The organism is Streptomyces sp. NPDC045846 (assembly GCF_056431605.1).
On record NZ_JBWKKJ010000002.1, the window covers coordinates 837691 to 862521 of the forward strand.

The 24831-nt window shown below is 72.1% G+C and carries 20 protein-coding genes; 10 read left to right on the forward strand and 10 right to left on the reverse strand.

Going from position 1 to position 24831, the window contains the following annotated elements; all coding sequences use genetic code 11:
• Positions 1-8: 8 nt before the first annotated feature.
• Positions 9-1271, reverse strand: coding sequence for a cysteine desulfurase (locus AC07F3_RS08680; protein WP_479111763.1), 1263 nt, complete (start codon positions 1269-1271; stop codon positions 9-11).
• 86 nt (positions 1272-1357) lie between these two features.
• On the opposite strand from AC07F3_RS08680, the gene AC07F3_RS08685 reads away from it, so the two are divergent.
• Positions 1358-1957 carry a CGNR zinc finger domain-containing protein gene (locus AC07F3_RS08685; protein WP_479111765.1) on the forward strand — a complete coding sequence of 200 codons (600 nt, stop codon included), beginning with the start codon at positions 1358-1360 and terminating at the stop codon, positions 1955-1957.
• Between the two features lie 32 nt (positions 1958-1989).
• On the forward strand, positions 1990-2349 hold the full coding sequence (locus AC07F3_RS08690; protein WP_479111767.1) for a 5-carboxymethyl-2-hydroxymuconate Delta-isomerase: 360 nt from the start codon (positions 1990-1992) through the stop codon (positions 2347-2349).
• Between the two features lie 50 nt (positions 2350-2399).
• Here AC07F3_RS08690 and AC07F3_RS08695 read toward each other — a convergent pair whose 3' ends face one another.
• The 3 genes from AC07F3_RS08695 to AC07F3_RS08705 are packed head-to-tail and all read right to left on the reverse strand — an operon-like array spanning position 2400 to position 5579.
• Positions 2400-3425, reverse strand: coding sequence for a TolB-like translocation protein (locus AC07F3_RS08695; RefSeq protein WP_479111769.1), 1026 nt, complete (start codon positions 3423-3425; stop codon positions 2400-2402).
• Positions 3422-4690: an MFS transporter gene (locus tag AC07F3_RS08700; RefSeq protein WP_479111771.1), complete on the reverse strand. Its 1269-nt coding sequence runs from the start codon at positions 4688-4690 to the stop codon at positions 3422-3424. Before AC07F3_RS08700 ends, AC07F3_RS08695 begins: the two co-directional genes overlap by 4 nt.
• Position 4691: 1 nt before the next feature.
• Positions 4692-5579, reverse strand: coding sequence for an alkaline phosphatase family protein (locus AC07F3_RS08705; RefSeq protein WP_479111952.1), 888 nt, complete (start codon positions 5577-5579; stop codon positions 4692-4694).
• 194 nt (positions 5580-5773) lie between these two features.
• Here AC07F3_RS08705 and AC07F3_RS08710 point away from each other — a divergent pair, with 194 nt between their 5' ends.
• Positions 5774-6877, forward strand: coding sequence for an acyltransferase family protein (locus AC07F3_RS08710; protein ID WP_479111773.1), 1104 nt, complete (start codon positions 5774-5776; stop codon positions 6875-6877).
• A 24-nt stretch (positions 6878-6901) separates the two neighbouring features.
• Here the strand turns inward: AC07F3_RS08710 and AC07F3_RS08715 are convergent, their stop codons facing one another.
• Positions 6902-9007 (reverse strand): PIG-L family deacetylase, encoded by a 2106-nt coding sequence (locus tag AC07F3_RS08715; RefSeq protein ID WP_479111775.1) that lies wholly within the window; start codon positions 9005-9007, stop codon positions 6902-6904.
• 570 nt (positions 9008-9577) lie between these two features.
• Between AC07F3_RS08715 and AC07F3_RS08720 the strand changes: the two genes are divergently transcribed.
• Positions 9578-12571, forward strand: coding sequence for a bifunctional [glutamine synthetase] adenylyltransferase/[glutamine synthetase]-adenylyl-L-tyrosine phosphorylase (locus AC07F3_RS08720; protein WP_479111777.1), 2994 nt, complete (start codon positions 9578-9580; stop codon positions 12569-12571).
• Positions 12572-12637: 66 nt separating this feature from the next.
• Here AC07F3_RS08720 and AC07F3_RS08725 read toward each other — a convergent pair whose 3' ends face one another.
• From AC07F3_RS08725 to AC07F3_RS08735, 3 genes are all read right to left on the reverse strand, one after another.
• On the reverse strand, positions 12638-13549 hold the full coding sequence (locus tag AC07F3_RS08725) for a phosphatase PAP2 family protein (protein ID WP_479111779.1): 912 nt from the start codon (positions 13547-13549) through the stop codon (positions 12638-12640).
• 102 nt (positions 13550-13651) lie between these two features.
• On the reverse strand, positions 13652-14680 hold the full coding sequence (locus tag AC07F3_RS08730) for a LacI family DNA-binding transcriptional regulator (RefSeq protein WP_479111781.1): 1029 nt from the start codon (positions 14678-14680) through the stop codon (positions 13652-13654).
• Positions 14681-14705: 25 nt separating this feature from the next.
• Complete coding sequence (locus tag AC07F3_RS08735) at positions 14706-16310, reverse strand: glycoside hydrolase family 13 protein (protein ID WP_479111782.1); 1605 nt, start codon at positions 16308-16310, stop codon at positions 14706-14708.
• A 288-nt stretch (positions 16311-16598) separates the two neighbouring features.
• On the opposite strand from AC07F3_RS08735, the gene AC07F3_RS08740 reads away from it, so the two are divergent.
• The 5 genes from AC07F3_RS08740 (at position 16599) to AC07F3_RS08760 (ending at position 22568) form a co-directional block, all read left to right on the forward strand.
• A complete protein-coding gene (locus tag AC07F3_RS08740) occupies positions 16599-17873 on the forward strand; it encodes an extracellular solute-binding protein (RefSeq protein WP_479111784.1) in 1275 nt (424 codons plus the stop codon).
• 79 nt (positions 17874-17952) lie between these two features.
• Positions 17953-18945, forward strand: coding sequence for a carbohydrate ABC transporter permease (locus AC07F3_RS08745; protein ID WP_479111786.1), 993 nt, complete (start codon positions 17953-17955; stop codon positions 18943-18945).
• Positions 18946-18952: 7 nt separating this feature from the next.
• Entirely contained in the window at positions 18953-19804 is an 852-nt protein-coding gene (locus tag AC07F3_RS08750; RefSeq protein ID WP_479111788.1) for a sugar ABC transporter permease, read from the forward strand.
• Positions 19805-19875: 71 nt separating this feature from the next.
• Positions 19876-21525: a glycoside hydrolase family 13 protein gene (locus tag AC07F3_RS08755; protein WP_479111790.1), complete on the forward strand. Its 1650-nt coding sequence runs from the start codon at positions 19876-19878 to the stop codon at positions 21523-21525.
• Positions 21522-22568, forward strand: a complete 1047-nt coding sequence (locus AC07F3_RS08760) for a LacI family DNA-binding transcriptional regulator (RefSeq protein ID WP_479111792.1) — start codon at positions 21522-21524, stop codon at positions 22566-22568. The genes AC07F3_RS08755 and AC07F3_RS08760 overlap by 4 nt, the downstream gene beginning before the upstream one ends.
• A 44-nt stretch (positions 22569-22612) precedes the next feature.
• Here AC07F3_RS08760 and cynS read toward each other — a convergent pair whose 3' ends face one another.
• A complete protein-coding gene (gene cynS / locus AC07F3_RS08765; protein WP_479111794.1) occupies positions 22613-23083 on the reverse strand; it encodes a cyanase in 471 nt (156 codons plus the stop codon).
• Positions 23084-23129: 46 nt separating this feature from the next.
• Positions 23130-23723 (reverse strand): carbonic anhydrase, encoded by a 594-nt coding sequence (locus AC07F3_RS08770; RefSeq protein WP_479111954.1) that lies wholly within the window; start codon positions 23721-23723, stop codon positions 23130-23132.
• A gap of 123 nt (positions 23724-23846) precedes the next feature.
• Between AC07F3_RS08770 and cynR the strand changes: the two genes are divergently transcribed.
• Complete coding sequence (gene cynR / locus AC07F3_RS08775; RefSeq protein ID WP_479111796.1) at positions 23847-24743, forward strand: transcriptional regulator CynR; 897 nt, start codon at positions 23847-23849, stop codon at positions 24741-24743.
• Positions 24744-24831: the final 88 nt, after the last annotated feature.

Consider the following 24831-nt stretch of genomic DNA (forward strand, 5'->3'; position numbering starts at 1 on the left):
CCCCCGGGTCAGGCGAAGTACTTCTGGGCGGCTCGGACCCCCTCCGCCAGGGCCCGTACCTCGGCCTCCGTGTTGTACACGTAGAAGCTCGCCCTCGTCGTGGCCGCGAGGCCGTAGCGGCGGGTCAGGGGGCGGGCGCAGTGGTGGCCCGTGCGGACGGCCACTCCCCGGTCGTCCAGGATCTGGCCCACGTCGTGGGGGTGGACGTCCTCGACCACGAAGGACACCGCCGAGCCCCGGTCGGCCGGGTCGGTGGGGCCGATGATCCGGACTCCCGGGAGCTCGCCCAGGAGGTCGAGGGCCAGGGCGGTCAGGGTGTCCTCGTGGGCCGCCACGGCGTCCATGCCCAGGGCCTCCAGGTAGTCGACGGCGGCCGCGAGGCCCACCGCCTGGGCGGTCATCGGCACGCCGGCCTCGAAGCGCTGCGGCGGCGGGAGGAACGTCGAGCGCTCCATCTCGACCACCTCGATCATCGAGCCGCCCGTCAGGAACGGCGGCAGCGACTCCAGCAGCGCGGCCCGGCCCCACAGGACGCCGACGCCGCTCGGACCCAGCATCTTGTGGCCCGAGAAGGCGAGGAAGTCCGCGCCCAACTCCCTTACGTCCACCGGACGGTGGGGGACCGACTGGGCTCCGTCCACCACCACGAGCGCGCCCACCGCGTGGGCCCGGTCCGCGATCGCGCGGACCGGGTTGAGCGTGCCCAGGACGTTCGACTGGTGGGTCAGGGCGACGACCTTCGTCGTGTCGTCCACCAGGTCGTCGAGGGCGTCCAGGTCGAGCCGGCCCTCGTCGGTGAGGCCGAACCAGTCGAGCGTCGCGCCGGTCCGCTCGGCGAGCTGCTGCCAGGGCACCAGGTTCGCGTGGTGCTCCATCTCGGTCACCACGATCCGGTCGCCCGGGCCCAGGGTGCCCGCGTTCCCGAGGGCGTACGCCACCAGGTTGATGCCCTCGGTGGTGTTCTTGGTGAAGACGATCTCGTCCTCGGCCGCGCCGACGAAGGACGCGATCCTGCGCCGGGCACCCTCGTACGCGTCCGTCGCCTCGACCGACAGCTGGTGGGCGCCGCGGTGCACGGCCGCGTTGTGGTTCAGGTAGAAGTCCCGCTCCGCGTCCAGGACCTGGAGCGGCTTCTGGGTCGTGGCCCCGGAGTCCAGATAGACCAGCCGGGCCCCGCTGTCGAGCGTCCGGCCCAGGATCGGGAAGTCCGCCCGGACCCGCTCCACGTCGATGCCCGTCCTGGTCCCGGAACCGTCCCTCGTCGTGCTCATCCTCCGGCCACCCCTGTCTCACGCGTAAAGATGCTGTTTGCCGTTAGAGACCGTAGAGCTTCTCACGGGGAACGGCAAGCGTTAGCATGAGACACGTGGATCATGACGCCCCGCACTACCTCCATCAGCCGCCGGTCCCCGGCGAGGAGCGCTTCCTCTCCCTCGCCCTGGTGAACACCCGGTTCGCGCTCAGCCACGGCGAGGTGGACCTCCTGGAGGACACCGGCGCCGCCCGGCTGTGGCTCGTGCGTCATGAACTCCTGCCGGACCGCACGGTGCTGAGTGGGCGTCAAGCCGGTCGGCTGCGCGCGCTGCGCGAGGCCGTGCGGGACCTCTTCACGGCCCGGGCCGAGGGGGCCGCGCCGCCCGCGCCGAGCCTGGACGCGCTCAACGCCGCGCTGGCCGCCGCGCCCCCCACGCCCCGGCTGGTCTGGGTCGGCCGTGAACCGCACCGCGCCGACGAGCCCGACACGGCGAACCCGGTCGGCGCCGCGCTCTGCGCGCTCGCCGAGGACGGCGCCGACCTGCTCACCGGGGCCGACGCGGGCCAGCTCGCCCCCTGCGGCGCGCCGGGCTGCACCCGCTGGTTCCTGCGCTCGCACGCGGCCCGCCGCTGGTGCACCACCAAGTGCGGCAACCGGGTGCGGGCCGCCCGCCACTACGCCGCCCGCAAGACCTCCGTCTGATCAACTCATCGGCTACGCAAGGGAATCGGTCCATGCCATTCGTCACCGTCGAATACTCCGAGCGGCTCGCCGCCACCTTCGACCGGCGGGCCTTCGCCCGTGAGGTCCACGAGGTGGCGCCCGCGTCGGTCAACGCCTCCACGGAGGCCTTCAAGACCCGGTTCCGGCGCATCGAGGAGTCGTACTTCGGCGCCGCCGAGGACGACATCGACGCCGTCTTCGTCCAGGTCGCGATCCTCTCCGGACGCACCCCGAAGGCGATCGAGACGCTGACCGAGACCGTCCTGGAGATCGCCCGCAAGCATGTGACGGCCATCGACGGACGGCGCCTGCACGTCATGGTCGAGACCCGCGAGATGGAGCGGGACTACTACCGCGCCCACAAGGGGTAGGGCCACGGCGCCCCCAGCTGCCGCGCCAGCGAGGAGCGGCGGGGCAGAGGTCAGCCCAGGTAGGCCGGTGCCAGCCCCGCCGTCAGCAGCCGGCGGGGCTTTCCCGTGCCGTCGGCCGGGACGGTGTACAGGTCGCTGCCGTAGTCACCGGCCAGCGCGTAGGCGACCGTGTGGTCGTCCTGCCAGACCGCCTGGTCGTCCACGCTCCTCGGTTCCGCGAGCGGGGTCTCGTGCATCGTCGCCAGGTCCAGGGCGTACAGCCGCCAGGGCGCGTCGGCGGGCAGGTCCGGAACGCGCTTCTTGTAGACGATCCGGGTGCCGTCGGGGGAGAGCGAGGGGCACTCGACGTTCGTGTGCAGGGAGGTCACCGTGCGCGCCGCGAGATCGCCCCGCACGAGATGGGTGTGGCCGCCGGTCGCCATCGTCGCGTAGAAGTGCTGGTCGTCGGCGGCGAAGGTGACGCCCCAGAAGTTGGTGTCGGCGGCGTGGTGCTCCGTGCCGTCGAGGTAGGCCTTGAAGTCCTCGAGGGACGGGGTGAGCCGGCCCGTCCTGGTGTCGAGGACGGCCGTGCGGGTGGAGAAGTTCGTGCCCGCGTAGCTGTCGCCGCCGACGAACACCGTCCACGCCACCCAGCGGCCGCTCGGCGAGACCCTGGCGCGGGTCGGGATGCCGGGCAGGCCGTAGTGCGCGCGCTCCTTGAGCGACGCGTCGAGGACCACCGCGCGGTAGGAGTCCGTCATCGCGCCGCGGTCGGCCTGGAGGCAGATGCCCGTGCCCGCCGCCGCGTAGAAGCGCAGGCACTTCACGCCGGAGGCCGTGCGCGGGCCCGCCGGGTCACCGGCCGCGACCGTGCTCAGCTCGTCGCGGTGCGGCCCCCACGCCATGTTGCGGAACACGATCCTCGGGGTGGCGCCGGGCGCCAGCGAGACGGTTCCGGCGGCCACCGGGGGGCCGCCCGCCTGCGTCTGGTTCTTGCGGTCCGCCCGGCCCGCCGCGTGCAGCACGGACGCGGCGGCGACGCCGGCCAGGACCGCGAGGGCCGCCACGAGCACCAGGATCTTGTTGCGGAGGGTCAAGGCCGGGCTTCCTTCGTGGAGTTCGAGGGGCGGAGCAGGAAGGCGCCCACGGCGCAGGCCGTGAGGACCGCCGCCGCCGTGCCCAGCGCGGTCCGGTCGCCCCACGCCGTCCAGGCCGCGCCGAACGCGATCGAGCAGACGAAGCGGGCCAGGGCCTGGCCGGTCTGGATCAACGCGAGCCCGGAGGAGCGGAGTTCCGCCGGGACCGAGCCGGCGGCGGCCGCCATCAGGACGCCGTCGGTCGCGGCGTAGAACCCGCCGTGCAGGGCGAGCGTCAGGAAAGGGAGCGCCGGGCTCTGCCAGCCGGTCAGGAGCAGGGCGTACGCCGTCAGGAGGGCCAGGTGGCCGCCGAGGAACACCTGCCAGCGGCCCACCTTGTCGGCCAGCCGCCCGAGCGGCACGGCGAGCAGCAGGAACGCCGCCGCCGTGCCGAGCGGCAGCAGCGCGAACCAGCGGTCGGGCACGCCGAGCCGGTGCTGGAGCAGCAGGTAGATGAAGGAGTCGCTCACCGTGGCCAGGCCCAACAGGAGGGCGGCGAGCGTGAGTTGGCGCACGGTCCGCACGCGCAGGAGCGCCAGGGCCGCCTTGAGGGAGGCGCGCGGGGCGCCCTCGGGGAGGGCGGCCGCGGGCACGCGGGAGGGCACGAACAGGAGCAGGACGAGGACGCCGACGGCCGCCACGCAGAAGCTCACCGTGAACACCGCGTCGTATCCGTCGGCCGCCTGACGCAGGATCAGGAAGGCCGTCAGCGGGCCGAGCAGGGCGCCCGCCGTGTCCATCGCCCGGTGCACCCCGAAGGCCCGGCCGCGGGACTCGGGGGCGGACGCGAGGGAGATCAGCGCGTCGCGCGGCGCGGTGCGCAGCCCCTTGCCGGTGCGGTCGGCGGCCAGGACCGCGCCGATCACCGGCAGCGAACCCGCCACCAGGAGCAGGGGTTTGCACAGCGCGGAGAGCCCGTAGCCGAGCACCGCGACCGTCTTGTGCCGGCCGCCCCGGTCGGCGAGGTGGCCGCCGACGAGCCGGACCAGCGCGCTGAAGCCGTTGTAGACCCCGTCGAGCAGGCCGAAGCCGAGCGGGGACAGGCCCAGGCCCGTCACCAGGTACAGCGGGAGGACGGCGGTGACCATCTCCGAGGAGACGTCCGTGATGAGACTGACCGTGCCGAGCGCGAACACGGTGGGGGCGACGGCCGAACGCCGCCCGGAGGTGGTCCGGGCGGCGTCGGCGGATGCGGCCGGGGTGCCGCGACTGTCCGCTACGTACACGTCAGCCGGCCCAGATCCCCGCGATGTCGGTGGCGTCGGCGGCCTGTCCGGCGTGCGAGGTGCCGTACATGTCCTCAATCGTGCGCAGCACGTCGTAGTGGTTGTACGTCGTCGAGGAGGAGGAGCCCGGGATCACCGGCTGGCCGTAGAGGACGGTCGGGATCCTGTTCCCGGCGAGCCGGTTGTCCTCGTCGAAGGTGACGACGAGCAGGCTGTTGTGGGTCGTGGCCCAGGTCGCGTACGCGCCCAGGTGGCTCTTCAGCCAGGTGTCGCCCGTGGAGACCGAGCAGTCGTGCATGTCGCTGCACAGGTTCGGCGTGACGTACGAGACCTGCGGCAGCTGGGTGTAGTCGGTCGGGAACTGGGCGAAGGTGTACGCCGAGGAGGTCGGCACGTTGGAGAAGCCGAACCACGGGTTGTGCTTCTGGGCGTACTTGCCGCTGGAGCAGGTGGTGGAGCCCTGGCTGGGCAGCGACTCGTTGTAGCTCGCCCACGTCTTGCCCGCCGCGATCAGCTCGGAGGCGAGGTTGGGCGCGTCGGAGAAGCCCGGGGTGACACAGCTGTCGTCGGTGATGCCCTGGGTGTCGCCGGAGAACATGGCGTAGTAGTTCGGCTGGCTCGGGTGGGTCTCGGCGTACGAGGCCGTGAGGTTGGCGCCGCCGGCCTTCAGGGAGTTGATGTACGGGGCGCTGGAGCTGCCGATGACCTGGTTGTACGCGTGGTTCTCCATGACCACGACGACCACGTGGTCCGGGGTGGGGACGCTCGCCGCGGACGCCGCGGAGGACGTGCCGCTGAGGCCGGCCCACAGGCCGGCGGACGCGGCCGCGAGGCCCAGGGCGGTGAAGAGGGCGGTGCGAGTGCGGCGTGGTGTGGGCTCGCCGGACACGGCTACCTCCGGATTGAGGGGGGAATGGCTCACCCGCGTTCGGGTACAGCCATGGAACGGGTGGCGGTGCACCCAGAGATTAGGGGTGTCCATGTCAACCCGGAAGGTGAAAGCGGGTGAAGACCCGGGGAACGTCCAGTGCCCAACGCGGTAGCGGCCACATGAACCACCTCCGTCCCTCTAGATTGGGGCCAATGACCAGCTCCATCCCCCACCCCGGCTCCCTGGCTCCATCCACCCCCGACCGAAGGCCCTTCTTCGACAACGCCAAGTTCCTGCTGATTGTTCTGGTCGCGCTCGGCCACAGCTGGGAGCAGGTGTTCACCCCGCACACCGAGGGCCTCAGAGCCCTGCACAACCTGGTCTACGGCTTTCACATGCCGGCCTTCATCCTGCTCTCCGGCTACTTCTCGCGCAGCTTCACCGGCCGCCCCGACCAGATCCGCCGGCTCCTCACCGGAGTCCTCGCGCCCTATCTGATCTTCGAGACGATCTACACCTTCGTGTACCACTGGGTGCGCGGCACGGAGCTCGCGGTCACCCCGACCTCGCCGACGTATCTGCTGTGGTTCCTCATCGCCCTGTTCGTGTGGCGGCTGACCACCCCGATCTGGAACGCCGTGCGGTATCCGGTCGCCCTCTCGGTCGTGGTCTCGCTCGCCGCGGGCACCACCGTGATCGGCGAGGACCTGGCGCTGCCGAGGGTGCTGATGTTCCTGCCGTGGTTCGTCCTGGGGCTCAGGCTGACGCCCGAGCACTTCGCCCGGCTGCGCACCCGCACGGCCCGCCGCATCGCGGTGCCGGTCTTCCTGGGCGCCTTCGCGCTCGCCTACCGGCTCTCTCCCGACCCGAGCGACGACTGGCTGTCGATGGACGTCGGCGACGGCGCCCTGCACGTCTCGCCCGTGCGCTACCTGCTGCTCAGGCTGGCCCTGTTCGCGGTGAGCGCGCTCCTGGTGGGCTCGTTCCTCGCACTGGTGCCGGGCCGCCGGATGTGGATCACGGCCCTTGGCGCGGTCACCCTCTACCCGTATCTGCTGCACGGGATCGCGATCCGGGTCGCCGAGCACTACGGGTTCTTCCGCGTCGTACGGGAGTCGGGCCTGGCCGGGCAGCTGGTGCTCAGCGGGCTCGCCGTGGGGGTGGTCGTCCTGCTGTCGACGCCGCCGGTGCGGGCGCTGGCCCGGCCCCTGGTGGAGCCGCGCCTTCCGCGGATGCTGGTGCCGCGGGCCCAGGTGCCCGTGCCCGCGACGGCTCCGACGGCCGCCGCCGAGCGCGAGAAGACCCTCGCGCGCTGAGCGTCGGCGGGCCCGTCGCGGCGGTCAGTTCGCGGCGGGCTTCCAGGGCGAGGCCGGGCCGTCGGCGCCCGCGGTCCGCGTCCAGTACAGCCGGCCGTCCAGGCCGATCGCGGCGGCCGCGGTGTCCCCGTCGTTCTCGACCGCCGAGGGCGCGCCGGTGAACAGGATGGTGCCGTCGGACTTCCACCGCGGGTCGTCGGTGCCCGGCTCCAGGCTGGCGAGCGCGCCGGACGCGGTGCGGCCGGCCAGGAGCGGTCCGGCCGCGCCGACCATGCCGTAGCCGGAGGTGTCGCCGAGGTCGGTGACCGCCGAGGGGGTCACGCCGGTGAACAGCACGCTCTGGACGTTGCCCGAGTCCACCTTGCGGTAGTACACGCGGACCCCGTCGCCCTCCGGCCGGGCCGACAGGCCCGTGGTGTTCGGCGGCAGCTTCGTCTCGACCGCGCGCGCCGGCATCGGAGCCCCCGCCTTCGGCTGGGCCCAGGTCAGCACGGTCTTCGGGGTGCTGGAGAAGACGTGGACGCGGCCCGCGCCGTCGGTGGTGGCGACCGGGTCGCCGGCCATGTTGACGCCGCCGAGGACGGTCCACGGGCCCCAGGAGCCGTTCGCGTCCTGCGTCGCGGAGTACAGCTGGCGGTCGTCGCCGCGCAGGAACACGGAGAGCTTCCCGGTGCCGTCCACGGCCGCGGTCGGGGTCGACATGTCGAAGACGCCGTTGGTGCCGCTGTGGTCGGGCGAGCCGAGCGAACGCCACGGCCCGAAGTCCCCGCCCGGGGCGGTCTGCACCGCGGCCACCGCCTCGCGGCGGTAGTCGGTGAGCCCGGCACCGAACAGGGTGCGGGTGCCGAACACGGCGAGCCGGCCGTCCGGCAGGCGCGTCGCGCTCACCCCGGAGTCCATGCCGTCACCGGGCAGCAGCCTGGGCTCGCCCCAGGCGCCGTCCGCGCCGGGCGCCTTGTGCCACACCGCGAGGCGCTGGTCGAGCACGCCGAAGGCCCACAGGCTCCCGTCCTTGCCGGACTGGAGCCAGGAGGTGGAGTTGGTGCGGCTGTAACGGACCGACTGGGCCCAGTTGTTGCCGTACGGGCGGACCGACACCTTGCGGTCGCCGCAGCCGGCGGTGCTGGCGCAGTAGTTGTCGTCCGGGTTCATCCAGGCGTACGTCTTGACGATGTCGGCCTTGGCGTCGGCGGCCGGCTTGGCGAAGGTGTGCGGCAGGTAGCTGGTGTTGTAGCCGAAGTACGTCTGCACGCTGAAGTTCGGGTGGTTCACGGACTTCGCGTACAGCTGCAGCGCGGCCTGCGCGAAGCGGGCGCTGTAGATGTGGTCCTGGTGATCGATGATCTTGTGCAGCTTGCCCTCCTTGCCCGGGGTCGGGTCGAGGGTGCGCACGTGTGTGGGCCTGAAGCGCTCCATCAGACCGGCGAGCGTCTTGACGACCTGGTCCTTCGTGTACGTGAAGGCCTTGGCCGGGCTGCCGGAGGCGATCTGCGAGGCGAGCTCGGAGACCTGGCCGTTCCACAGGCCGCGCAGGCTGTGCGGCTGGTTGCCGTTGATGGAGCCCGCCTCGCGCAGCTGCACCCACACCAGGTGGATGTCGGGGTGCGCGTTGAGCGTGTCGACCTCGGCGGTGCCACCGCCGGAGGTGGGTATGGAGGCGCGCGTCCACGAGCTGGCCCGGTCGCCCGTGGCCATCTGCGCGTACGCCCCGCGTATGCCGTTCTGGCGGGCCTCGGCGTACTTCGCCTTGTCGACCAGCGGCTTGGGGCCGCCCGGCTTCTTCGGCGGCGGGGCGTTCACGCCGTCCGCCTCGCCGGCCGTGACGTACACCGACGTCATGGGGCGGCCCGAGCGCAGCGACTGGCCGGTGTCCGGGTTCATGAAGAACAGGTCGTCGTCGGGGTGGGCGATGACCTGCATCACCGAGCCGCTCTCGGGCCGCACCGGCCCCGACGCCACCGCGGCCGGAGCGCCCGAGGCGTGACCGCCCGGGGTGTCCTGTCCCTCGGTGTCGGAGATGGCGAGTTCGGCGAAGACGCCGCCCGTGATGAGCACGGCGGCGAGCGCGGAGCCGGCGACGGCGCCACGGCGGGAGAGCAGCGCGGAACGCAGCGGCAGCCTGGACTTCATGGGTACGGTCTTTCGGTACGGGCGGCCTGGGTGGCCGGGGTCAGTGCGTGAGCACGTCCTCGCCGAGCCCGGTCGTGAGTGCTCGATCAGGTCTGGTCAGAACCTGATCGGCATGGAAGACGAAAGGTCCAAGAATCGGGTTCATTCGGACTCGATGGCAAATCGTGTGGCCTTGATCACCCCGAATTCGCCCTAAATCCCTCCAAGTCCGGCATGAAATGCCGCGAAGTGGACACCACGGGGCGGTAGTTCACCTTCCGTATGTCCGGAAAGTCGCCGAATGTCGAGCGGCCGTCACCGGCCGTGAAGGGTTCCCTCCGGCTCTTTCGGGTCTTTCGGGTAGAGGGTCCCGGGCCCGTCGGCCCCCGCCCGTGGTGCCGGTCGGCCCTTTGGGCGGCCCGTGCGCGTCCCCGGCCGGGACGGTCCGGGACCGGCCGCCCGGGGGCACCTCGCCGGGCCCCGCGGCCCCTACTGCGGCTAGGCTCGGAATCCGGGTCTTGATCGGGTGGGCCGGTTCCGGGAACCCCCGACCGGGCGTGCGGGCGTACGTACGAGGTGGGAGGCGGCCAGATGACCGTGCCGGGGCGCAGGAGCAGCACCTTCACACGGCTGCTGCGGCATGGCTTCACCGATCCCTCGGCCGCCGAGCGCCTTCTGGAGAGCCCCGAACTCGCACCCGTACGGTCCGACCCGGTGCTCCTGGACGCGCTGGGCGCCACCGCCGACCCCGATCTGGCCCTCCTCGGCCTCGTCCGTCTCGTGGAGGCGCAGGACGCCGACGAGCGGCGCGCGCTCCTGGACACCCTCGCCGGCGCGAAACCGCTGCGCGACCGGCTGCTCGGTGTGCTCGGCGCCTCCGAGGCGCTCGGCGACCACCTGGCCCGCCACCCCCGCGACTGGCACGCCCTGGTCACCTACGAGGCGGCGGACCTGCACCCCGGGGTCGCCGAGTTCGAGCGGGGCCTCGCCGGCGCCGTCGACCCGGTGACGCTGCGGGTCGCCTACCGGCGGTGCCTGCTGGCCATAGCCGCCCGCGACGTGTGCGGAACCACCGACGTGGCGCAGACCGCCGCCGAGCTGGCCGACCTCGCGACCGCCACCCTGCGCGCCGCCCTCGCCATCGCCCGCACCGCGGCCCCCGCCGACGCCGCCCAGTGCCGGCTCGCGGTGATCGCGATGGGCAAGTGCGGCGGACACGAGCTCAACTACGTCTCCGACGTGGACGTGATCTTCGTCGCCGAACCGGCCGACGGCGCCGACGAGGGCAAGGCGATGCAGGCCGCGTCCCGGCTCGCGGCCCACCTCATGCGGATCTGCTCGGAGACCACCGTCGAGGGCGTCATCTGGCCCGTCGACGCCAACCTGCGCCCCGAGGGCCGCAACGGCCCGCTGGTGCGCACGCTCTCCAGCCACCTCGCCTACTACCAGCGCTGGGCCAAGACCTGGGAGTTCCAGGCGCTGCTCAAGGCCCGGCCGGTGGCGGGCGACCCCGAGCTCGGCCAGGACTACCTCGACGCCGTCTCCCCGCTCGTGTGGCAGGCCGCCGAGCGGGACAACTTCGTCGCCGACGTCCAGAAGATGCGGCGCAGAGTCGTCGACAACATCCCCGCCGCCCAGGTCGAGCGCGAGCTCAAGCTCGGCCCCGGCGGCCTGCGCGACGTCGAATTCGCCGTACAGCTGCTCCAGTTGGTGCACGGGCGCAGTGACGCCACCCTGCACAGCGGCACCACCCTGGACGCCCTCGCGGCGCTCGCGGCCGGAGGCTACGTGGGCCGGGCGGACGCCGCCCAGCTCGACGAGGCGTACCGCTTCCTGCGCGCCATGGAGCACCGCATACAGCTCTACCGGCTGCGCCGCACCCACCTGGTGCCGGAGGACGAGGCCGATCTGCGCCGGCTCGGCCGCTCGCTCGGGCTGCGCACCGAGCCCGTGGTCAGCCTCAACAAGGAGTGGAAGCGGCACGCCTCGGTGGTGCGCCGACTGCACGAGAAGCTCTTCTACCGGCCGCTCCTGGACGCGGTCGCCCAGCTCGCCCCCGGCGAGACCCGGCTCAGCGCCCGCGCCGCCGCCCACCGCCTCGAAGCCCTCGGCTACGCCGACCCGGCGGCCGCCCTGCGCCACCTGGAGGCGCTGTCCTCGGGCGTGAGCCGCAAGGCCGCCATCCAACGCACCCTGCTGCCCGTCCTGTTGGGCTGGTTCGCCGACTCGGCCGACCCGGACGCGGGACTGCTGGGCTTCCGCAAGGTCTCCGACGCGCTCGGCAAGACCCCCTGGTACCTGCGGCTGCTGCGCGACGAGGGCGCCGCCGCCGAGAACCTGGCCCGGGTCCTCTCGGCCGGCCGGCTCGCCCCCGACCTGCTGCTTCGCGCACCCGAGGCGGTCGCCATCCTGGGCGACCCGGACGGGCTCGCCCCGCGCGGCCGGGACCACCTGGAACAGGAGGTGCTCGCCGCCGTCGGCCGCGCCGAGACCGCCGAGGGCGCGGTCGCCGCCGCCCGTGGGGTGCGCCGCCGCGAACTGTTCCGCACCACCGCCGGCGACCTCATCGGCTCGTACGGGACCGAGGACAGCCCCGCCGAGGAGGACCCGGGCGCGCTCGTCGACCGGGTCGGCAACGCGGTCACCGACCTGAACGCGGCCACCATCGCGGGCGCGCTGCGCGCCGCGGTGCGGGCCGAGTGGGGCGACACCCTGCCCACCCGCTTCGCGGTCATCGGCATGGGCCGCTTCGGCGGCCACGAGCTGAGCTACGGCTCCGACGCGGACGTCCTGTTCGTGCACGAGCCCCGCGAGGGCGTGGACGAGCAGGAGGCCGCCCGGGCCGCCAACCGGGTCGTCGCCGAGATGCGCAGGCTCCTCCAACTCCCCACCGCCGACCCGCCGTTGCTGATAGACGCCGATCTGCGGCCGGAGGGCAAGTCGGGCCCCATGGTGCGCACCCTCAAGTCGTACGAGGCGTACTACCGGCGCTGGTCGCTGGTCTGGGAGAGCCAGGCGCTGCTGCGCGCGGAGGTGATGGCGGGCGACGCCGACCTCGGGGCCCGCTTCATCGAGCTGATCGACCCGCTGCGGTACCCGGTGGAGGGCCTCGGGGACGAGGCGGTGCGCGAGATCCGGCGCCTGAAGGCCCGCATGGAGTCCGAGCGGATGCCGCGCGGCGCCGACCCCACCCTGCACGCCAAGCTCGGCCGGGGCGGCCTGTCCGACGTCGAGTGGACGGTGCAGCTGCTTCAGATGCGGCACGGCTGGGAGCTGCCGGGCCTGCGCACCACGCGGACCCGCCACGCGCTGTCCGCCGCCCACGCGGCCGGGCTCATCAACACCGAGGACGCCTCGATACTGGACGAGGCGTGGGTGCTGGCGACGCGGGTGCGCAACGGGGTCATGCTGGTCCGCGGCCGGGCCGGGGACACCTTCCCGTCCGACGGGCGGGAGCTGGCCGCGGTCGGGCGGTACCTGGGGTACGAGCCCGGGCACGTCGGGGACATGCTGGAGGACTACCGGCGCCTCACGCGCAGGGCGCGGGCCGTCGTCGAGGAGCTGTTCTACGGGGCCCACCTGTAGCCCGCGGCGCGGCGGGGCTGGGCTCGCGGAGCCCCTGGGGCTCTGCCCCAGACCCCGTTTCGCTCCTTATGGGCGCTCGTCCTCGAACGCCGGACGGGCCGAAGGCGCGGGCCGGCGCCGAGAGGGAGCGCCGTCCACCAGCTTCGGGAGGTGGTGGGGGAGGCTGCCGTACCACGCGCGGGAGACCAGGACGCCGAAGCTCAGGCACAGCAGCCCGCCCACCGCGTCCAGCCAGAAGTGGTTCGCCGTGGAGACGATCACGACCAGGGTGGCCGCCGGGTACAGCAGGCCGAGGATCCTCGCCCAGGGCGCGGACGCGAGCGCGAAGATCGTCAGGCCGCACCAGGTCGACCACCCGATGTGCATGGACGGCATCGCCGCGTACTGGTTCGACATGTTCTTCAGGTCGCCCGAGGCCATGGAGCCCCAGGTGTGGTGGACCAGGACCGTGTCGATGAAGCCGCCGCCGTTCATCAGGCGCGGCGGCGCCAGCGGGAAGAAGTAGTAGCCGACCAGGGCGACGCCAGTAGTCGCGAAGAGGGCAAGCCGTGACGCCGCGTAGCGGCCGGGGTGACTACGGAACAGCCACACCAGGACACCGATGGTGATGATGAAGTGCAGCGTGGCGTAGTAGTAGTTCATGCCGACGATGAGCCATGTCACCGAATCCACGGCATGGTTGACCGACCGCTCCACGGCGATGCCGAGGTGGTGCTCGACGCTCCAGATCCAGTCGGCGTTCTTGAGCGCCTGCGCCTTCTGCTCCGGCACCGCGTTGCGGATCAGTGAGTACACCCAGTAACTCACCGCGATCAGAAGCACTTCGAACCAGATGCGTGGGCGGCACGGCATGCGCACGCCTCTGAGCCGGGCGAAAAAGCCGGTACGTCCCGGTTCGGAAGGGGTGGGTGAGGCCGACGGCTCGTCCGGTGGAGCGGCCGTCCGGCCTTCCAGAGTCTTCACGGTCATTTCACCCATGGGAAGAGAGTCTGCCAGATGCACATACCCCCCGCCGATCATCCTCCGGTCGGGTTCGCTCCGCACCTGCTACTCCCCAAGGACGAGGTTTCCCGGTGTACGTCAGGGTCGGCTTCGGGGCCTGGCTCCCGAGGTTGAACCGCGTACGACCAGCTCGGGCATGAACACGAACTCGCTGTGCGGGGCGGGGGTGCCCCCGACCTCCTCCAGGAGGGCGCGGACCGCCGCCTGGCCCATCGCCGTCACCGGCTTGCGGATGGTGGTCAGCGGTGGATCGGTGAACGCTATCAGCGGAGAGTCGTCGAACCCCACCACAGAGACATCACGCGGCACCTCCAGGCCCGCCTGGCGCGCGGCCCGGATCGCGCCGAGCGCCATCATGTCGCTGGCGCACACCACCGCGGTGCAGCCCTGCGCGATCAGCGCGGCGGCGGCGGCCTGGCCGCCCTCCAGGGTGTACAGCGAGTGCTGGATCAGCGACTCCGCCTCGGTGAGGCTCAGCCCGAGCCGGTCCTGCATGCCGGCCGTGAAGCCCTCGATCTTGCGCAGCACCGGCACGAAGCGCTTGGGGCCCACGGCCAGGCCGATCCTGGTGTGGCCGAGCGCGGCGAGGTGGGTTACCGCCAGGCGCATCGCGGCCCGGTCGTCGGGCGAGATGAAGGGCGCCTGCACCTTCGGCGAGAAGCCGTCCACCAGCACGTACGGGACGCCCTGGGCGCGCAGCTGCTCGTAGCGCTCCATGTCGGCGGTGGTGTCCGCGTGCAGTCCGGAGACGAAGATGATCCCGGAGACGCCCCGGTCCACCAGCATCTCGGTGAGCTCGTCCTCGGTGGAGCCGCCGGGCGTCTGGGTCGCGAGCACCGGGGTGTATCCCTGCCGGGTCAGCGACTGGCCGATGACCTGGGCGAGGGCGGGAAAGATCGGGTTCTCCAGCTCCGGCGTTATCAGGCCGACGAGCCCCGCGCTGCGGCGGCGCAGTCGTACGGGCCGCTCGTAGCCCAGCACGTCGAGTGCGGCGAGAACGGATTCGCGGGTGCCCGCGGCCACACCGGGCTTGCCGTTGAGCACGCGGCTGACTGTGGCTTCGCTGACCCCCGCCTGGGCTGCGATGTCGGCGAGCCGTGCGGTCACGGGATTGGACTGTACCGGTCGCACGTCAGATTGCCCACCAGACCGCGGATTCGGCCGGGAGCAGGACGCTCGACGGGCCGAACTCGACGGCGCCGCTGGTGAGCAGCGGCCGTCCCGGGAGCGGGAGTTGGACCGCGTGGTCCAGGGTGTTGAGGGTGCACGCGAAGCCGGGCCGGGCGAAGGCGAGCACCCCCTCGGGCGCCGGGAGCCAGTCCATCGTGCCGTCGCCCAGGCCCGGCAGCTCGCGGCGCAGGGCGAGCGCCGCGCGGTAGAGCTCCAGGGTCGAGTGCGGGTCGCCCGACTGGGAGGCGACGCTGAGCGCGCGCCACGAGTCGGGCTGCGGCAGCCAGGCCGCGGACGGCCCGAACCCCTGGCTCGGGCCGTCCGCGGTCCACGGGATCGGCACCCGGCAGCCGTCGCGGAAGCCGTCCTGGCCCGCGGCGCGGTGGAAGGCCGGGTCCTGGCGCAGCTCGTCGGGCAGGTCGGTGACCTCGGGCAGGCCCAGCTCCTCGCCCTGGTAGAGGTAGGCGGAGCCGGGCAGGGCCAGGGTGAACAGGGTCGCGGCGCGGGCCCGGCGCAGGCCCCGCTCGCCGCCGCCGTAGCGGGTCACATGGCGTACGACGTCGTGGTTGGAGAGCACCCAGGTGGTGGGGGCGCCGACCGCGGCGGTCGCGGCGAGCGAGGCGTCGACGGTCGCGCGCATCTGCTCGGCGTCCCAACCGCACGTCAGGAACTGGAAGTTGAAGGCCTGGTGCAGTTCGTCGGGGCGTACGTACAGGGCGAGGCGCTCGGGGGAGGGGGCCCAGGCCTCGGCGACCGCGACGCGCTCGCCGTCGTAGCCGTCCAGCAGCGCGCGCCAGGCCCGGTGGATCTCGTGGACGCCGTCCTGGTCGAAGAAGGGGAGCACCTGGTTCCCGATGAGCTTGGCCTGCTCGCTCGCGCCGATGTCGGGCAGGCCCGCCGCCTTGACCATGCCGTGGGCCACGTCGATGCGGAAGCCGTCGACGCCGAGGTCCAGCCAGAAGCGGAGCACGGAGTCGAACTCGGCGCGCACCGCCGGATGGTCCCAGTCGAGGTCGGGCTGCTCGGGGGCGAACAGGTGCAGGTACCAGTCGCCGTCCGGGACGCGGGTCCAGGCGGGGCCGCCGAACACCGACTCCCAGTCGTTGGGCGGGAGTTGACCGTGCTCGCCCTTTCCGGGGCGGAAGTGGTAGCGCTCGCGCTCGGGACCGCCGGCCAGCGCCGCGCGGAACCAGGGGTGCTGGTCGGAGGTGTGGTTGGGGACGACGTCGACGATGACGCGCAGGCCGAGCCGGTGGGCCTCGCGCACCAGGTCGTCCGCGTCGGACAGAGAACCGAAGAGCGGGTCCACCGTCCGGTAGTCGGCCACGTCGTAGCCGCCGTCGGCCTGCGGGGACGCGTAGAAGGGGGTGAGCCAGACCGCGTCGGCCCCGAGGTCCTTCACATGGGGCAGCCGGGCCCGGATGCCGGGCAGGTCGCCGATGCCGTCTCCGTCGCCGTCCGCGAAGGAGCGGACGTACACCTGGTAGATCACGGCGTCGCGCCACCAGCCGGTCCGGGGGCCGGGGCGGGCGTGGGTGACGGCGGCGGTCGTCAGCTCCTGCGTCATGTGTGGTCCCTCTCGAAAACCCTGCGTCTACCCGATCAACGCCGATGGCCCTCGAAAGTAACAGTCCTGCAAGGTCTTGCGGAAGTCTTGCAGGGCCTCCGCAGGCGCATATGGACCAGCCGCACCGGCTTTGACAAGGCGCACAACGGCAACCGTGCGGACACGCTGACGTAACGATCAGCGGCCCTTGCAGAAATTCTTCGCAAGGTCTTTCGGACTCCTTTCATCCTTGTTACGTTCCTGGCGATCCGGCGCCGTGATGGAGCGGCACCCAGTGAAGGAGTTCTCATGCGACGTGGCATAGCGGCCACCGCGATCGCGGCGACCCTGGCGCTCGCGGCGACGGCCTGCGGTGGCAGCGACAGTGACGGCGGCAAGGCGGACGGCCCCGTCACCATCACCTGGTGGGACACCTCGAACGCCACGAACGAGGCGCCGACCTACCAGGCGCTGGTCACGGAGTTCGAGAAGGCGAACCCGACGATCAAGGTGAAGTACGTCAACGTCCCCTTCGACCAGGCGCAGAACAAGTTCGACACCGCCGCCGGCGCCAAGGGCGCCCCGGACGTGCTGCGCGCCGAGGTCGGCTGGACGCCCGCGTTCGCGAAGAAGGGCTACTTCCTGCCGCTCGACGGCACCGACGCCCTCACCGACCAGGCCAAGTTCCGGCCCAACCTGATCAAGCAGGCCCAGTTCCAGGGCAAGACCTACGGCGTCCCGCTGGTCACCGACACCCTGGCGCTCGTCTACAACAAGGCCCTGTTCGCCAAGGCCGGCATCACCAAGGCCCCCGCCACCTGGAACGAGCTGAAGGCGGACGCCGCGCTCGTCAAGGAGAAGGCCGGCGTCGACGGCTACTGGGGCTCCACCGCCGGGTACTACGCGCAGCCGTTCCTGTACGGCGAGGGCACCGACACCGTGGACGCGGCCGCCAAGAAGGTCACCATCGCGAGCGCCCCCGCGGTCAAGGGACTCGAAACCTGGAAGGGCCTGTTCGACGGCCCGGGCCTGCACAAGGCGGACGTCACCGCCGACGCGTACGCCCACATCCAGGACGCCTTCGTGAACGGCAAGGTCGCCGCGATCATCCAGGGCCCGTGGGAGATCACCAACTTCTACAAGGGCTCCGCGTTCACGGACAAGGCCAACCTCGGCATCGCCACCGTCCCGGCCGGGTCCACCGGCAAGGCGGGCGCCCCGACCGGCGGCCACAACCTGTCCGTGTACGCGGGCTCCGACAAGGCGCACGCCGCGGCCGCGATGAAGTTCGTGGGCTTCATGACCTCGGCCAAGAGCCAGGAGACCATCGCGCTGAAGAACTCCACGCTGCCCACCCGCGAGGACGCCTTCACCGCGCAGGTCAAGGCCGACCCGGGCGTCGCCGGCTACCAGGGCGTCCTCGCCGCCGCCCAGCCGCGCCCCGAGCTGCCCGAGTACAGCTCGCTGTGGACCCCGATGGACACCACCCTGCCGAAGGTCGCCGACGGCAAGGAGTCCGTGGCCGACGCCACCCAGAGCCTCCAGCAGGACATGGCCAAGCTGGTCCCCGACTTCACCAAGTGAGCCCCGCCGCCGGGCCGTTCCCCTCGGGGGCGGCCCGGCGGCACGCACGTCCGCCGAACTCCCCGGAAAAGGTGTCGAGATGACCGTTGCCGTCGATGGCGCGGCCCCCACGAACGCGTCCACGGCGCGCAGGGGGCCGCTGGAGCGCCTCAGGCAGTCCTGGCAGAAGCACTGGTACGCGTACGCGATGGTCGCGCCGATCGTCGTGGTGCTCGGCGTCCTGGTGCTCTATCCGCTCGTCCAGGGCGTCTACTACACGCTCACCGACGCCAACAGCCTCAACTCGGCGCGCACCATCGGCGCCAACCACATCGACGCGACCTACGAGTTCGTCGGGCTGCACAACTACGCGGACGTCCTGTGGGGGCCGACCGCCTGGGACCGGTTCTGGTCGCACTTCATCTGGACCGTCGTGTGGACCATCGCCTGCGTGACCCTGCACTACGTCATCGGGCTCGCGCTCGCCCTGCTGCTCAACCAGAAGCTGCGCGGCCGCACCTTCTACCGGATGATGCTGATCCTGCCCTGGGCCGTCCCCACCTTCGTCACCGTCTTCTCCTGGCGGCTGATGCTCAGCGACTCCGGCATCGTCAACACCGCGCTCGGCACGCTCCACCTGCCGCAGCCCCAGTGGCTGGAGGAGCCGCACTTCCAGCAGCTCGCCGCGATCCTCGTCAACACCTGGGTCGGCGTGCCCTTCATGATGGTGTCGCTGCTCGGCGGGCTCCAGTCGATCTCCGCCGACCTGTACGAGGCCGCCGAGATGGACGGCGCGAGCGCCTGGCAGCGCTTCCGCCACGTCACCCTGCCGGGGCTGCGCCCGGTCAGCGCCACGGTCGTGCTGCTCGGCATCATCTGGACGTTCAACCAGTTCGTGATCATCTTCCTGCTGTTCGGCAACGGCGGCGCCCCCGACGCCCAGATCCTCGTCACCTGGGCCTACCGGCTCGGCTTCGGACAGCAGCCCCGCGACTTCGCGCAGTCCGCCACCTACGGCGTGCTGCTGCTCTCCATCCTGATCGTCTTCTCCTCCTTCTACCGTCGCTGGCTGGCCCGCAATGAACAGGTCTGATGCCCCCATGGCTACCAAGGTCGTCTCCCGGGACCACGGCCGGCGCCGCACCGCCGTCCTGTCGCACCTGGCGCTGAGCGTCGCCAGCCTCGTCGCCCTGTTTCCCATCGCGTGGCTGGTCTTCATCTCGCTCGGCCCGGACAAGGACGACTACCTGCACCCCGGCCGCATCTGGTCGAAGATCACCTTCTCCAACTACGCGTTCGTCACCGAGCACACCAAGTTCTTCACCTGGCTCGGCAACACCGCCCTGATCGCCCTGCTGACCTGCGTGATCGGCGTGATGTTCGCGGCCACCACCGGCTACGCGGTCTCCCGGATGCGCTTCCCCGGCTACCGCAAGCTGATGTGGGTGCTGCTCGTCACCCAGATGTTCCCGATCGCCGTGCTGATCGTGCCGATGTACCAGATCCTCGGCGACCTCGGCCTCATCGACACCTACGGCGGCCTGATCCTGGTGTACTGCTCCACCGCGGTGCCGTACTGCGCCTGGATGCTCAAGGGGTACTTCGACTCCATCCCCATCGAGATCGACGAGGCGGGCCGGGTCGACGGACTCACCCCGTTCGGCACCTTCTTCCGCCTCATCCTGCCGCTCGCCCGGCCGGGCCTGGCGGTCGCCGCCTTCTACACCTGCCTCACCGCGTGGGGCGAGGTGGCGTTCGCCTCCACCTTCATGCTCGACGACAGCAAGTACACGCTCGCCGTGGGCCTCTCCAGCTTCGTGAGCCAGCACGACGCCCAGTGGAACTACATGGCCGCCACCGCCGTACTCATCGCCATCCCCGTCTCCGCCGTGTTCTACCTGGTGCAGAAGCACCTGGTCACCGGCATGACCGCGGGCGCCACCAAGGGCTGAGCCGGGCCACCGCCCGGCTCCGGCACAGCAAAGGCTCGGGGGTTGACCGCCCCCAGACCCCTAAGGACGACATGACCCAGCACTTCACCGCCCCCGACTGCCTGACCGGGAAGACCGGCACACAGTGGTGGCGGGACGCCGTGATCTACCAGGTCTATCCGCGCAGCTTCGCCGACGGGAACGGCGACGGCATGGGCGACCTCGCAGGCGTGCGGAGCCGGCTGCCGTACCTGCGCGACCTCGGCGTGGACGCCGTCTGGCTCTCGCCGTTCTACGCCTCCCCGCAGGCCGACGCCGGCTACGACGTCTCCGACTACCGGGCCATCGACCCGATGTTCGGCACCCTGCACGACGCGGACGCGCTGATCCGCGACGCGCACGAGCTGGGCCTGAGGATCATCACCGACCTCGTCCCCAACCACTCCTCCGACCAGCACGAGTGGTTCAAGCGCGCCCTGAAGGAGGGCCCGGGCTCGCCGCTGCGGGCCCGCTACCACTTCCGCCCCGGCAAGGGCGAGCACGGGGAACTGCCGCCCAACGACTGGGAGTCCATCTTCGGCGGACCCGCCTGGACGCGGACCGAGGACGGCGCGTGGTACCTGCACCTGTTCGCCCCCGAGCAGCCCGACCTGAACTGGGACCACCCCGCGGTCGCCGACGAGTTCCGTTCCATCCTGCGCTTCTGGCTCGACATGGGCGTGGACGGCTTCCGCATCGACGTCGCCCACGGCCTCGTCAAGGCGCCGGGCCTGCCCGACATCGGCGGCCACGACCAGCTCAAGCTGCTCGGGAACGACGCCATGCCGTTCTTCGACCAGGACGGTGTGCACGAGATCTACCGCTCCTGGCGCACCATCCTCGACGAGTACGACGGCGAGCGCATCGCCGTCGCCGAGGCGTGGACCCCCACGGTCCAGCGGACCGCCAACTACGTACGCCCGGACGAACTCCACCAGGCCTTCAACTTCCAGTACCTGGGCGCCCCTTGGGACGCGGCGGCGCTGCGCGAGGTCATCGACGTCTCGCTCGCCGCGATGCGGCCGGTCGGCGCCCCGGCCACCTGGGTCCTGTCCAACCACGACGTCACCCGGCACGCCACCCGCTTCGCCAACCCGCAGGGCCTGGGCACCCAGCTGCGCACCCCGGGCGACCGCGAGCTCGGCCTGCGCCGGGCCAGGGCGGCCACCCTCCTGATGCTGGCGCTGCCCGGCTCGGCGTACGTCTACCAGGGGGAGGAGCTGGGCCTGCCCGACGTCACCGACCTGCCCGACGAGGTGCGCCAGGACCCGTCGTTCTTCCGCGCCGCGGGCCAGGACGGCTTCCGCGACGGCTGCCGGGTGCCGATCCCGTGGACCGTCGAGGGCAGCTCGTACGGGTTCGGCAGCGGCGGCAGCTGGCTCCCGCAGCCGGACTCCTGGGCCGGGCTCAGCGTCGAGGCGCAGACCGGCGACGCGGACTCCACCCTGGAGCTCTACCGCCGGGCCATCGCGGCTCGCCGCGCCCATCCGGGGCTCGGCGCCGGGGAGGACGTGGAGTGGCTCGACGGGCCCGAGGGCGTGCTCGCCTTCGCCCGGGACGGCTTCGTGTGCACGGTGAACCTGTCGGGCCGGGCGGTGCGCCTCGCCACGCCCGGCCGCGTCATCCTGGCGAGCGCCCAACTCGCCGTGGACGGCGAGGAGTTCGAGCTCCCCGGTGACACGACGGTGTGGTGGACGGTGTGAGCCAGGCCGCGCAGCCGGCGCGCCTCGCGGACATAGCGGCCCAGGCCGCCGTCAGCGAGGCCACCGTCAGCCGTGTGCTCAACGGCAGGCCGGGGGTCGCCGACCCCACCCGCCAGCGCGTGCTCGCGGCCCTCGACGTGCTCGGCTGGGAACGCCCGGCCCGGCTGCGCCGGCGCAGCGAGGGGCTGATCGGCCTGGTCACCCCGGAGCTGACGAACCCGATCTTCCCCGCCTTCGCGCAGGCGGTGGAGCAGGTCCTCGCGGGCCACGGCTACACCCCGGTGCTCTGCACCCAACTGCCGGGCGGGGCGACGGAGGACGAGCTCGTCGAGCAGTTGGAGGAGCGCGGTGTCAACGGCATCGTGTTCCTGTCCGGACTGCACGCCGACACCTCCACCGACCCGGCCCGCTATCGGGGGCTCGCCGAACGGGGCGTCCCGTACGTGCTGGTCAACGGGTACAACGAGCAGGTACGCGGCCCCTTCGTCTCGCTCGACGACCACGCGGCGATCCGGATGGCGGTGGGGCACCTGGCCGACCTCGGGCACACCCGGATCGGACTCGCGGTCGGACCGCTGCGCTATTCGCCGTCGCGCCGCAAGGCCGAGGGGTTCACGGCGGCGCTGGGGGAGCGGCTCGGCCTGCGCGAACCGGAGGCGGCGGCCTACGTCGAACCGACCCTCTACAGCGTGGAGGGAGGTCAGGTCGCCGCGGGCGCGCTGCTCGACCAGGGCTGCACGGGGATCGTCTGCGGCAGCGACATGATGGCGCTCGGCGTGGTGCGCGCCGCGCGTGAGCGCGGTCTGCACGTGCCGGGCGACGTCTCGGTGGTGGGCTTCGACGACTCCCAGCTCATCGCGTTCACCGACCCGCCCCTGACCACGGTGCGCCAGCCGGTGCAGGCGATGGCGGCGGCCGCCGTCGCGGCCCTCCTGGAGGAGATCGGGGGGACTCCCGTGCAGCGCACGGAGTTCGTCTTCCAGCCGGAGCTGGTGGTGCGCGGGTCCACGGCGCGGGCCGGGCACCGCCCGTCCGGGGGGTGAGGAGCGGGTTTCCGGGGGCAGGGCCCCCGGGAACCCGCCCGTGGTCAGAACGGCTTGGTGGGGAGGTACTTGCCGTCCAGGGTGATCACGGCGCGCTCGCCGCCCTCGGGGTCGGCGACCTTCCGCACGTCCAGCCTGAAGTTGATCGCGCTGATGATGCCGTCCCCGAACTCCTCGTGGACCAGGGCCTTCAGGGTGGTGCCGTACACCTGGAGCATCTCGTAGAAGCGGTAGATCGTCGGGTCGGTGGGGACGGCGCCCGGGATCGAGCCGCGGCTCGGGACGGTGGTCAGGAGCAGCGCCGCGTCGTCGTCGAGACCGAGCAGGGCGGCGACGGCTCGCGCGGAGTCGGCGGGCAGCGGGTGCTGGCCGAGCACGGCCGCGGTGACGAAGGCGACCGACAGGCCCGCCGCGTCGGCGATCTGCTGCCACGACAGGTCCTTGCGGACCTTCGCCTCGACGGCGGTGGCGGCGAGGGCCTGGCGGGCGGTGGGGTCGAACTGGGCGTGGATCACGGTAACTCCTGTGGGGTGTGGTCGGGTTGGGGCCTGGACCGAGGGGTCAGGCGCGGGCGCGGGGGCGCGTCGTGTCGAGTTCCTCGACCGTGCCCGTCGGGATGTCGTAGACCCAGCCGTGCAGCGTGAGCCGGTCCTCGGCCAGGGCGCGGGCCACCGAGGGGTGCGTCGCGAGGTTCGCGAGCTGGGCCAGGACGTTGCCGCGCACCAGGGCGTCCAGCTCCGCGGTGTCCGCGGTGTCCGCGTGGGCCGGGGCCGCGTCCGCGTGCCGCAGCCAGTCGGCGACGGCGGGTGTGCCGGTGAGGTCGTGGCCTTCGGCGAGCGCGGTCATCGCGCCGCAGGCGGAGTGGCCGCAGACCACGAGGTCGCGCACGCCGAGCACCGCCACGGCGTACTCGATGCTCGCCGCGACGCCGTCCGGGCCCGGGGTGTGGGCAGGCACCAGATTCCCTGCCGTACGAATGACGAACAGCTCGCCCGGCTCGCTCTGGGTGATGAGCTCGGGCACCACCCGGGCGTCGGAGCAGCCGATGAACAGCGTGCTCGGACGGTGGGTGGCGGCGAGGTGGGCGAAGAGCTCCGCCTTGGCGGGGAAGACGCCGCGCTGGAAACGCGCGACGCCCTCGGCGAGGTCTTGCATGGTCACTCCCTTCGATGGTGGTCGGCCCCGAGGGGCTGACGAGAACAACCCTGCATGACCTGCGCCTATAGAGTCCAAGACGCACTTTCGATCCCTGCTATTGGTCACATCTATAGTTGGGCCATGGCCCCGGAACTCCGTCATCTGCGCTATCTGCTCGCCGTCGCCGAGCAGGGGAGCTTCACCCGCGCCGCCGAAGAGCTGCGGATCTCCCAGCCCACCCTGTCCCAGCAGATCAAGCAGCTGGAGCGGACGGTCGGCGTCCAGCTCCTGGACCGCACCGGACGGGCGGTGCGGCTCACCGACGCGGGCGAGACCTACGCCCACTACGCGCGGCGCGCCCTGCGGGACCTGGCCGCCGCCGAACGGGCCGTCCTGGACGTCGCCGACCTCTCGCGCGGCACCCTGCGCCTCGCGGTGACCCCCACCTTCACCGCGTACCTCGTCGGCCCCCTCGTCGCCGAACTGCACACCCGCCACCCCGGAATCACCCTGGACGTGAGGGAGTTGGCGCAGGACCGCATCGAGGCGGCGCTGCTCGCCGACGAGCTCGACCTCGGCATTGCCTTCGCCGCGCCGCACCTGCCCGGCATCGCCGCGACGGCCCTGTTCACCGAGACCCTCGGCCTCGTGGTCGCGGCCCCGACCGCGGAGGCCGCCACCCTCACCGTGCGCGAGCTGGGCGAGCGCCAACTCGCCCTGCTGCGCGGCGACTTCGCGACGCGCGGGCACATCGACGCCTACCTCGGTCGGCACCGCGTCACCCCGCGCATCGCCGTCGAGGCCAACTCGCTCCAGGCGCTCACCGAGATCGTCCAGCGCACACCGCTGGCCACCGTGCTGCCCGACGCCGTCGCGCACGAGCACCCGCGGCTCGCGCCGGTCGCACTCGATCCACCGCTGCCCGCCCGCACGGTCGTCCTGCTCCGGCGCGAGAGCGCCTACCGCAGCGCCGCCGCCCGGGAGTTCACCCGGCTCGCCCTGGACCTGGTGCGCGCCCGCGGATACGCCCCCGCCTGAGCCCCGGTCGCGCCGCGCTCACCGGCGCCGCAATTCCTTGCAGACGGGCCGTCCGACGTCCCGGATTCTGCTCAACCCATTGACCTGA

Bases quoted from the DNA above. Each gene is read 5' to 3' on its own strand.
- AC07F3_RS08715 (WP_479111775.1), bottom strand. From the start codon at position 9,007: ATGAAGTCCAGGCTGCCGCTGCGTTCCGCGCTGCTCTCCCGCCGTGGC.
- AC07F3_RS08720 (WP_479111777.1), top strand. From the start codon at position 9,578: ATGACCGTGCCGGGGCGCAGGAGCAGCACCTTCACACGGCTGCTGCGG.
- AC07F3_RS08770 (WP_479111954.1), bottom strand. From the start codon at position 23,723: ATGCAAGACCTCGCCGAGGGCGTCGCGCGTTTCCAGCGCGGCGTCTTC.
- AC07F3_RS08725 (WP_479111779.1), bottom strand. From the start codon at position 13,549: ATGGGTGAAATGACCGTGAAGACTCTGGAAGGCCGGACGGCCGCTCCA.
- AC07F3_RS08750 (WP_479111788.1), top strand. From the start codon at position 18,953: ATGGCTACCAAGGTCGTCTCCCGGGACCACGGCCGGCGCCGCACCGCC.
- AC07F3_RS08685 (WP_479111765.1), top strand. From the start codon at position 1,358: ATGAGACACGTGGATCATGACGCCCCGCACTACCTCCATCAGCCGCCG.
- AC07F3_RS08690 (WP_479111767.1), top strand. From the start codon at position 1,990: ATGCCATTCGTCACCGTCGAATACTCCGAGCGGCTCGCCGCCACCTTC.
- AC07F3_RS08680 (WP_479111763.1), bottom strand. From the start codon at position 1,271: ATGAGCACGACGAGGGACGGTTCCGGGACCAGGACGGGCATCGACGTG.
- AC07F3_RS08710 (WP_479111773.1), top strand. From the start codon at position 5,774: ATGACCAGCTCCATCCCCCACCCCGGCTCCCTGGCTCCATCCACCCCC.
- AC07F3_RS08755 (WP_479111790.1), top strand. From the start codon at position 19,876: ATGACCCAGCACTTCACCGCCCCCGACTGCCTGACCGGGAAGACCGGC.
- cynR (WP_479111796.1), top strand. From the start codon at position 23,847: ATGGCCCCGGAACTCCGTCATCTGCGCTATCTGCTCGCCGTCGCCGAG.
- AC07F3_RS08745 (WP_479111786.1), top strand. From the start codon at position 17,953: ATGACCGTTGCCGTCGATGGCGCGGCCCCCACGAACGCGTCCACGGCG.
- AC07F3_RS08740 (WP_479111784.1), top strand. From the start codon at position 16,599: ATGCGACGTGGCATAGCGGCCACCGCGATCGCGGCGACCCTGGCGCTC.
- AC07F3_RS08735 (WP_479111782.1), bottom strand. From the start codon at position 16,310: ATGACGCAGGAGCTGACGACCGCCGCCGTCACCCACGCCCGCCCCGGC.